Source organism: Flavobacterium sp., from assembly GCF_040402835.1.
Classification (GTDB): Bacteria; Bacteroidota; Bacteroidia; order Flavobacteriales; family Flavobacteriaceae; genus Flavobacterium.
The window spans coordinates 25,848-31,847 of sequence record NZ_JBBALW010000026.1 but is presented as its reverse complement, the minus strand read 5'-3'; the positions used below and the strand labels follow the sequence as shown (position 1 = coordinate 31,847).

General features: G+C 31.8%; 5 protein-coding genes, 1 tRNA gene and 1 pseudogene. 1 reads left to right on the top strand and 6 read right to left on the bottom strand.

The genetic code is table 11. The features are described from left to right. Window positions 1–135: 135 nt before the first annotated feature. The 3 genes and pseudogenes from AC9UEH_RS09410 to AC9UEH_RS09400 all read right to left on the bottom strand — a co-directional run bounded on the left by AC9UEH_RS09410 (window position 136) and on the right by AC9UEH_RS09400 (window position 1,495). Window positions 136–897 (bottom strand): LytR/AlgR family response regulator transcription factor, encoded by a 762-nt coding sequence (locus tag AC9UEH_RS09410; RefSeq protein WP_509531105.1) that lies wholly within the window; start codon window positions 895–897, stop codon window positions 136–138. A gap of 188 nt (window positions 898–1,085) precedes the next feature. After that, a pseudogene (locus AC9UEH_RS09405) lies at window positions 1,086–1,286 on the bottom strand (GIY-YIG nuclease family protein); the annotation flags it as partial. Window positions 1,287–1,417: 131 nt separating this feature from the next. After that, window positions 1,418–1,495: transfer RNA gene (locus tag AC9UEH_RS09400), tRNA-Pro, on the bottom strand. 160 nt (window positions 1,496–1,655) lie between these two features. Between AC9UEH_RS09400 and trxB the strand changes: the two genes are divergently transcribed. Next, a complete protein-coding gene (trxB, locus tag AC9UEH_RS09395; RefSeq protein ID WP_509531103.1) occupies window positions 1,656–2,603 on the top strand; it encodes a thioredoxin-disulfide reductase in 948 nt (315 codons plus the stop codon). Window positions 2,604–2,674: 71 nt separating this feature from the next. Here trxB and AC9UEH_RS09390 read toward each other — a convergent pair whose 3' ends face one another. From AC9UEH_RS09390 to AC9UEH_RS09380, 3 genes are all read right to left on the bottom strand, one after another. Beyond that, a complete protein-coding gene (locus AC9UEH_RS09390; RefSeq protein ID WP_509531101.1) occupies window positions 2,675–3,511 on the bottom strand; it encodes a GIN domain-containing protein in 837 nt (278 codons plus the stop codon). Window positions 3,512–3,643: 132 nt separating this feature from the next. After that, window positions 3,644–5,326: a PspC domain-containing protein gene (locus tag AC9UEH_RS09385; RefSeq protein ID WP_509531099.1), complete on the bottom strand. Its 1,683-nt coding sequence runs from the start codon at window positions 5,324–5,326 to the stop codon at window positions 3,644–3,646. 4 nt (window positions 5,327–5,330) lie between these two features. Further along, window positions 5,331–5,660: a PadR family transcriptional regulator gene (locus AC9UEH_RS09380; protein ID WP_509531097.1), complete on the bottom strand. Its 330-nt coding sequence runs from the start codon at window positions 5,658–5,660 to the stop codon at window positions 5,331–5,333. Window positions 5,661–6,000: the final 340 nt, after the last annotated feature.

The following is a 6,000-nucleotide window of genomic DNA, read 5'->3' as shown; positions in this document are numbered from 1 at the left end:
GTTGTTTTCCATAACGATGAATTTTGTGTATCGCTATTTCAGGACAAGACAGTTTAATTGTATAAAAAAGCCTCGCAATTGCGAGGTTTTTTTGTTATTAATGTATTATTGAATGGCTAATATTAACTAAAAATTCTATACTTTATTTTTAAAAACATTTAGGAAATTGTTTTTTCTTCTAAAGGAAACAGGAAGTTTTGTTCCGTCATGAAGTTCTATTTCTAATGAATCTGTTCTATTAAATTTTACAATATAATTGAGGTTTACCAAATAGGATTTGTGTACTCTTTGAAAAATAGTTGGCGGAACAAGAAGTTGAATTGATTTTAAAGTTTTTGCTAATAAAATTTCTTTACCATCTAAACATATTATTTTGCAATAATTACTTTGTGCTTCACAGAAGAGGATATTATTAATTTTTAAAAATTCATAACCATTTTTTGTAGGCAAAGCAATTTTTTTAAGAACCTCGCTAGTATCTACTATCGCATAATCTTCTTTAGAATCAAAATGGTTTATTTGTAATAATTTTTTTGAGTGCTTAATTTCAAATCGTTTCATTACCGTAATCAAATCGATCTTATTTACTGGTTTTATCAAATAGTCTAATGCATCAGCTTGTATAGCTTTAATAGCATATTCAGGGTGTGATGTAGTAAAAACAACTTCAAAATCAATTAAACCGATAGTATCAAGTAGTTCAAATCCATTTTTATTAGGCATTTCAATATCTAAGAATACGATTTCTGGTTTGAATTTTTTAATTGCAATTACAGCGGAGTCAACACTTTTGCAAGTTTCAGCAACACAAAATCCATCTTTAAAATGAACATTCAGTAACTTTTCTAGTAGTATACTTGAAGAAGCCGAATCGTCAACAATAATTATATTTATCATAGTAACAAACTTAAACAAATATTTTTTATCTCAGATGAAATTATTTAGTTAACGTTATTTATTTTAGTTAACGTTTTAATTTTATTTTTAAATGCAATTAAATACAAAAAAAACTGAACAATACTGTTCAGCTTTTTTTGGTCGGGGTGGCAGGATTCGAACCTACGGCCTTCACGCCTTGCGTGACGCTATAACTCAGAAACATCAATTAAATTATTGTCTAAAAGATATCTTTTCGCACCTCTTTTTTTAATTTTTTGTTCTAAATTCATTGCCTCAGAACGTGTTGAAAATCCAATTTGATAGATTAAACCCCATGGTTTACCTGATTTTGTAGATAAACTCAATCCAGAATTATGTCTTTTAAGTCGGTTTTCAAGATTATCAGTTTGTCCAGTATACTATTTGGAAGTGCTTTCACTATGTAATATATAAACGATGTACATAAAAATTATTTAAATTGCAATTTTACAAAATTTTAAAAAAAATAAAAGCCGAACAATACTGTTCAGCTTTTATTTGGTCGGGGTGGCAGGATTCGAACCTGCGGCCTCCTGCTCCCAAAGCAGGCGCGATAACCGAGCTACGCTACACCCCGTAATTCGAGTGCAAATATATAATTATTTTTCATTTGTACAACAGATTTAATGCAATAGATTTTTTATTATTTTTCATAGAATTTTGTATTGAATTTTTATGTGAAATATTTCAATTTAAACTTACATTTGTACTTCTAAAAATAAAATTAAATAAAGAAGATGTCAAACACAATTGAAAAAATAAAATGTCTTATTATAGGTTCAGGACCAGCGGGCTATACGGCGGCAATATATGCTGCTAGAGCCAACATGTATCCAGTTTTATATCAAGGCACTCAGCCAGGAGGTCAATTGACAACTACAAATGAAGTTGAAAATTTCCCAGGTTATGTTGATGGTGTTACAGGACCGGAAATGATGGTTCAATTACAAAGTCAAGCGCAACGTTTCGGAACTGATGTCCGTGATGGTTGGGCGACAAAAGTTGATTTTTCAGGTGATGTTCATAAAGTCTGGATAAATGATACTAAAGAATTGCATTGTGAAACTGTAATTATTTCTACTGGAGCTACTGCTAAATACTTAGGATTACCGTCAGAACAACATTATTTGCAAACTGGTGGAGGCGTTTCTGCCTGTGCTATTTGCGATGGATTTTTCTATAGAAATCAAGAAGTGGTTATTGTTGGAGCGGGAGATTCTGCTTGTGAAGAGGCACATTACTTATCAAAAATGTGTTCTAAAGTTACCATGTTGGTGAGAAGCGAAAACTTCAGAGCTTCTAAAATAATGGAAGCTAGAGTACGTAAAACCGACAATATTACCATTTTAATGAATCACGATACTGTGGAAGTTTTGGGAGACAATCAAGTTGTAACTGGAGTTAAAGCAAAAAACAAAACTACAGAAGAAGTTTTCGACATTCCTGCAACTGGATTTTTTGTTGCGATTGGTCACAAACCAAACACAGATATTTTTAAAGACTTTCTAAATCTCGACGAAACTGGTTACATAATTAATATTCCGGGAACTTCTAAAACTAATATAGCTGGTATATTCGTATCTGGAGACGCAGCGGATCATGTGTATCGTCAAGCAATTACTGCAGCAGGAACTGGTTGTATGGCGGCTCTTGATGCTGAAAGATATTTGGCAGCATTAGAATAATAAAATTCAATATAAAGCAAAAAAAATCCAAACTATGAGTTTGGGTTTTTTTTATTCTTATTTTTAAAAAACTACTTCAAAGTCTTTTTCATAATAACAGTGTTCTCTGTAAACTTTTTAAGTTCAATTTTAGCATCGCCATAAAACTGAATTTCTGACTTTCCAGATGCTTCAATTACGGCGTTTGTTATTACATTTAAGCTTGTTGTAGAATTTCCTTCAGCAACAAGTTCTGCAGTTTTTGCAATCAAATTCATTCCTGTAAATTCCGAATTATTATCCAATCTCAATTTTAATTCAGCAACATCACCTTCTACAACGGCAGTTGCTTTTTGGTATAAATCTAATTTCAATTGTGTAGCAGCAATCAACGCTTTCAAATGTGCATTTTTGCTTAATTCAATTGTTGCGTTTTCAGATTTCAAATTCAATTCTGCTTTTGATTTGTCATTTTGCATTAAAGTAAATGTTTTTACTTTCCCATTGACGAACAATTTGGAATAATCAAAGCACTTTATCGTAAAATTTTCCAATTCAATATCAGAAATAGCTGTAATACTTGACTCGTGTTTTGCTAAAAGCAACTTAAAATTGTTGGTGTAGGTAACTTTTACACTGAATTTTTTAAATCCCCCAACTTCCTTCGCAGTAGTTAAACGCAAGGTATTTCCATTTGAATTGATATTAATCTCGCTATGCAGATTGTCGTCGGCTTCAATTTCCAGAGCACATTTATCTCCTTTTACAAGGAATATCTCAAAATTGTCCTCAATTTCTAAATTTTCGAAATTTCCAATTTCCTTTTTTTCAATAGTAACAATCTTTGAACCTTTAACTTTTTCTCTTTTTTGCCCAAAAGAAAGTCCTGTAAAAAGGAGTGCAATAAATAATAAAGTAATCTTTTTCATATTTTTGGACTTATAAATTTTATCAAAAATAGAAAAAAAAACATCCAAATTGGTGTTTAGATGTTTTTTTTATGCTCAACCTCAATAAAATATTTATTTATGACCTTTATAGTGGTTTTGATGAAAAAGATTTTAGTTCCGTGGTGTTTTAGTTACTGTTTTAATTAATTCTTTTCCAGCAACTTTCACTGAAACCGTTGTTGTTTCAATTGTATCTTGATCTTCGGAATCTACATCATCAAATTCATTTTCATCAGCAGGACAATTCAAGCATTTTACCCGGGAATTACCAACTGCGTAAATATATTCATCGGAACTTGTATGCAAATTGAAAAAGGAGTTATCAGAATAATCAAAATTTTTCATACTTGAATTCATTTTAAATAAAGTCCCTTTTGGTAAATACAATTTAATTCCAATTTTTTGATCTCTGTATTTATTTTTCAAATCAGTAATCAAATAGTTGTCTAATATCAGTTGGTTACCAACAATTTTATACCCGTATTTTATTTTTTCGGCTCTGTTTTTTGCATCTTCAAACGATTTTCCTTTCGCTTCTTTATTGATTTTTATAAAAGGCAAACTCTCATTTGTTTTTTCAATTTCAAACGAAATCCTATTTGAATACACCACATCTTGGTGCAACGAATCTTTTGTAATTTCAAAATCCGTATAATCAGCAACATCTTTTGCGTAGTAATCATTGTTTTTGAATTTAATCAATAGCGTGTCTTTTGGATTCAAATTAATACTTTGTTTTTCATAAACCCGGCCATTATACGCATATTCAGAAGCTTGTTTCACACCAATAGAAATCAAAATTGCAATCGCAATTATCCAAAGTGCCAACAATACATATTTCGCAATTGAACCAATTGATTTGCTATTTGGCGCTACAATTTTAAATCCTAATAAAAGTACAAAAAAGCTCGGAATACTTACCGCTACATAAAATAACAATCCAAAAAACCAAATCGGATAATCAGTAAAATTCCCCAATTCCACAAAGGAATGAAATGGAAATTCAGGAAAATTTGTTGTTCCAAAAGCCAAAACACCAATTAAAAAAACCACAAGAATTGCCAAACTTCCAAGAATCATTAATGCTCCAATAACCTTTGCAAAAACATTTAAAATTGAGCGAATAATCTCACCAAAAGTATTCTTCAATTTATCGCCATTTGATTTAATCCCCTTTCTCATACCATCAAAATCAGTCGATTTGAATTTTTCCGAAAGCATCTCAATTTCCTCTCTAACTTTCTTTTCGATATTCGAAATTGTCACCGCTTCGCCTCGCATTTCAAGTTTCTCTGAAGTAGTTTGCGCTTCTGGCATCGCAATCCAAAGAATTAGATACGCCCAAATTCCTATACCCCAAGCTAAAACCATTATCAATAGAAAGATTCTCAACCAAACTTTATCAACACCAAAATAATGTCCCAACCCAGCAAGAACGCCACCAATCATGCCGTTTTCAGGATCGCGATACAGCTTTTTCGTAGTTTTAATTCCTGTTGGAATATACGTCGCTTCAATCGATTCGTCGCCATCAATTCTATAATCTTCGGGCTGCCCCATAATCGCAATAATTTCCTCAACTTCCTTAAAACTAATCACTTGCTTGTCATTGGAATGTTTTTCAGAAACCAATTCCCCAATTCTCATTTCAATGTCTTTCAAAATTTCATCTTGACCCGAAGAATTTGATAAAGAGCGTTTTATAGCCTCGAAATAATGCGTCAATTTTTGGTATGCATCTTCATCAATATGAAAAAACAACCCGCCTAAATTTATATTTACAGTTTTGTTCATCGTTTTATTTTTTAGTTGTGATTAAGTTTACAGCGACCGATAATTCCGTCCAAGTGCTGTCTAATTCGGTAAGAAATTCCTGCCCAATTTCGGTCAATCTATAGTATTTTCTTGGTGGTCCCGAAACCGATTCTTCCCAACGATAGTTGAGTAATCCGTCGTTTTTCAATCGTGTCAAAAGCGGATAAACCGTCCCTTCAACGACCAATAATTTTGCGGTTTTCAAAGTGTCCAAAATCTCAGATGTGTACGCATCTTTTTCCTTCAAAACCGACAAGATGCAAAACTCAAGCACCCCTTTCCGCATCTGCGCCTTCGTGTTTTCAATGTTCATTTTTTCTCATTTTTCTCATTTTTATTATTTTTTCTCTTTTTTTGGAGCTATTTCCCGCTTTCCGTTTCAATCTTTGTTCCTCTTCGTTCCACAAAGGATTTCCTCTACAATCGGGGCTATTTCTAATTTTTGGTTAAAAATACATTCTATTTTTCTATTCCTAAATCATAAATCTAAAATCATAAATCAGATTCAGTAATATCTTATGCAAATATATAGCTTTAAAACAGTATCTTGTTTTGCATAGTACTGAATATTAACTAAATATTAACATTTAGCGCTTTTGTGAATTTTAAGATTTACAACTTTAAACCCTTTTTTATCCTTTGTTGTCTGGAAA